The organism is Pseudonocardia sp. SID8383 (assembly GCF_009864975.1).
Taxonomy (GTDB): Bacteria; Actinomycetota; Actinomycetes; order Mycobacteriales; family Pseudonocardiaceae; genus Pseudonocardia; species Pseudonocardia alni.
Genome location: NZ_WWFY01000466.1, coordinates 1 through 2,965, shown reverse-complemented (window position 1 = coordinate 2,965; position 2,965 = coordinate 1). Strand labels below are relative to the sequence as shown.

Here is a 2,965-nt window from a genome sequence, read left to right as displayed (position 1 = left end):
CGCCGAGCAGCGCCAGCACCCGGCGGACCTCGATCGCCTCCGCGGGGGACACCGCCACCCGCTGCGACCGCAGCACCCGGGTGAACGCGGCGGCCAGCACCGACAGCAGCCGCGTGCCGGGGTCTCCGGCCGCGGACGCGGTCATCGCCGCATCCGCCGGGCCCGGTCGGCCTCGGCGCGCGTCGCACCGGAGCTCGCCCGGCCCTTCCCGAAGGCGCCGGAGGTGGTGTCGGCGGGCCGGGAGGACCGGCGGACCCAGCCCTCGTCGGTCGCGACGTCCACCTCGGCCTCCGGCTCGCCCTCGTCGAGACGGCGCACGGCGAGCTCGCGGTCCGAGCCGTACTTGAGCAGCGCGGACAGCAGCGCCGAGCGCACCTTCTCGACCTCGCCGGTCGTGGCGAGCCCGAGCACGGCCGCGGCGCGGGCGGCGTCGATGACCTCCGAGATCGACGGGGACTTGCGCAGCGGGAACCCCCGCAGCCTGCGGGCCAGCTCCACGACGTCGGCGACGACGTCGGCGGCCACCTCGGGTGCCCGCCGGGACACGATCTCGGTCTCGCGCTCGGGGGTCGGGAAGTCGACCTGGTAGTGCAGGCAGCGGCGCTTGAGGGCGGGGGAGAGCTCCCGGGTGTCGTTGGAGGTCAGCACCACCCACGGGGTGGAGCGCGCGGTGAAGGTGCCGATCTCGGGCACGGTGACCTGCCGCTCGGCCAGCACCTCGAGCAGCAGGGCCTCCATCGACTCCTCGGTGCGGTCGACCTCGTCGACGAGCAGTACCACCGGGTCGTCGGACAGGACCGCCTCGAGCAGCGGGCGGGCGGAGAGGAAGTACTCGGTGTAGAGCCCGGTGTCCTGCTCCTGGAGCCGGGCGGTGGCCTCGGCCATCGTGGTGGTCCCCGACAGCAGCTCCCCGATCCGGTCGCGGAGCATCTGGACGTGCATCAGCTGCTTGCCGTAGTCCCACTCGTAGAGGGCGCGGCCGTCGTCGAGGCCCTCGTAGCACTGGAGCCGGACCAGCCGGCGCCCGCTCGCCGCGGCCAGGGACTTCGCCAGCTCGGTCTTGCCGACGCCGGCGGGGCCCTCCAGCAGCAGCGGGCGTTCGAGTGCCGTGGCGAGGTGCACCACCACGGCGAACCCGGGGTCGATGACGTAGTCCTGACCGGACAGCGCCTCGGTGAGCGCCTCCGCGCTCTCGAAGGCCGGCGGGCCGGACGCCGCGCCGCCGGACCGTGCCTTGCCGAACTCCGTGCTGTCGGACACCGTTCTCCTCGACTGCTGAGCCGCACGCAGCCGTGCGGCGGACGGACGGCCGCCGCCGCGCCCGGGGGCTGATCCGGGCGCGACGGCGGTGGGGCGGTACGTCCTAGTAGGACTTGCCGAACGCGTGGTCCACCATCGGGACCAGCGCCTCGACCGTGCACTCGCGGGGGTTGCCCGGGGTGCAGTAGTCGCCCATCATGTGCTCCGCGATCCGGTGGACGGTGTCGCCGTCGGTGGGGATCGTGTCGCCGACACCGGAGTACTTGCCGGTGTTCATCCGGTTCTTGTCGTAGCTGTCGGACCGCAGCGCGCCGAAGTTGTCGGGGATCCCGACGTCCTTGGACAGCCGGATGGCCTCCTCGACCGCGGCGTCCGCGGCCTGCACGGTCGTCATGTTGCGGGTGTCCACACCGAGCGCGGTGGCGATCTTCGCGTAGCGCTCGTAGCGCGACGGCAGGTTGTACTCCCACACGCGCGGCAGGGCGATGGCGTTGTTCAGGCCGTGGTGGGTGTCGAAGAACGCCGAGACCGCGTGCGATGCGGAGTGCACCAGGCCGAGGCCGCCGGAGTTGAACGCCTGGGCCGCGATGTACTGCGCGTGCATCATCTTCGACCGCGCCTCGAGGTTGCGCGGCTCGTACACCGCCTCGCGCAGGTAGCGCCCGACGAGCTCGATCGAGTAGATCGCGTTGCCCAGCGAGGGCTCGAAGTCCAGCCGCGAGACGTACGGCTCGGACCCGTGGGCGAGGACGTCGAACCCGCAGAAGGCGGTGAAGTGCTGCGGGCAGCTGTAGTAGAGCAGCGGGTCGTCCAGCGCCAGGGTGGCGACCACGGCGTCGTCGAACCCGACCCACTTCTTCGGGTTGTCCATGTCGCTGGTGTTGGTGATGACGTACGCCCACGAGGTCTCGGACCCGGTGCCGGCGGTGGTGGAGACCGCGATGTGCTTCGGGTTCTCCATGTTCGTGGACTTCGAGAAGCCCTCGAACTCGTTGATGTTGCGGCCGTCGTGGGCGATGACGACGCGGGCGCCCTTGGCGGCGTCGTGCGAGGAGCCGCCGCCGATCGAGATGATGCCGTCGCACTTCTCGCTCGTGTAGAGCGCGGCGGCGTCCATGCAGTTGTAGTCCTTGGGGTTGGACTCGACCTGGTCGTAGACGACCACGTCGACGCCCTGGTATTCGACCTTGCCCTTGAGCTCCTCCACGATCCCGGAGCCGCGCAGGCCCGAGGTGACGAACAGGGCGCGGGTCATCCCCATGTTCTTCGCCTCGACGCCGAGGATGTCGTGGGCGCCGACGCCCAGCAGGGCTCGCGGGAACGGGTGGAACTCCTTGATCGGGAAGTCCCAGATCTGGTTGAGCTCGATGGCCATGACTCTCCTCGACGGCTTCGTCGGCTGACGGACGAGCACAACCCTGGTTGTTGCGAACTACTGGCAACAGCTACGGATGGGTACCTGACCACCCGGTCGTTCGCCGGGGCGGGTCCACCCTCCGTCCGGAGGGGTCACCGGCGTGGGGCGGAGGCCTCGAGGTGGGTGCCGACCGGGGTGAAACCGCTGCGCCGGTACCAGTCCCGCGGCCAGTCGGCGGCGTCCGCGCCCAGCGCGAGCAGGTCGCAGCCGTGCTCGGCGGCGAGCTCGCGGGAGCGGGCCAGCAGCGCCCGGCCGTGCCCGCGGCCGCGGTGGGCCGGATCGGTCTCC

At 71.6% G+C, this 2,965-nt stretch carries 3 protein-coding genes; all 3 read right to left on the bottom strand.

Features of this window, described 5'->3' with window-relative positions:
- Window positions 1-141 precede the first annotated feature (141 nt).
- Entirely contained in the window at window positions 142-1,260 is a 1,119-nt protein-coding gene (locus tag GTW08_RS11385) for a MadB family AAA-type ATPase (protein WP_083658808.1), read from the bottom strand.
- A gap of 103 nt (window positions 1,261-1,363) precedes the next feature.
- Window positions 1,364-2,629 (bottom strand): NDMA-dependent methanol dehydrogenase, encoded by a 1,266-nt coding sequence (gene mdo / locus GTW08_RS11380; protein ID WP_217266922.1) that lies wholly within the window; start codon window positions 2,627-2,629, stop codon window positions 1,364-1,366.
- A gap of 140 nt (window positions 2,630-2,769) precedes the next feature.
- Window positions 2,770-2,965, bottom strand: a 196-nt coding sequence (locus tag GTW08_RS11375) for a GNAT family N-acetyltransferase (protein WP_161151888.1), incomplete at its 5' end; no start/stop codon positions are given.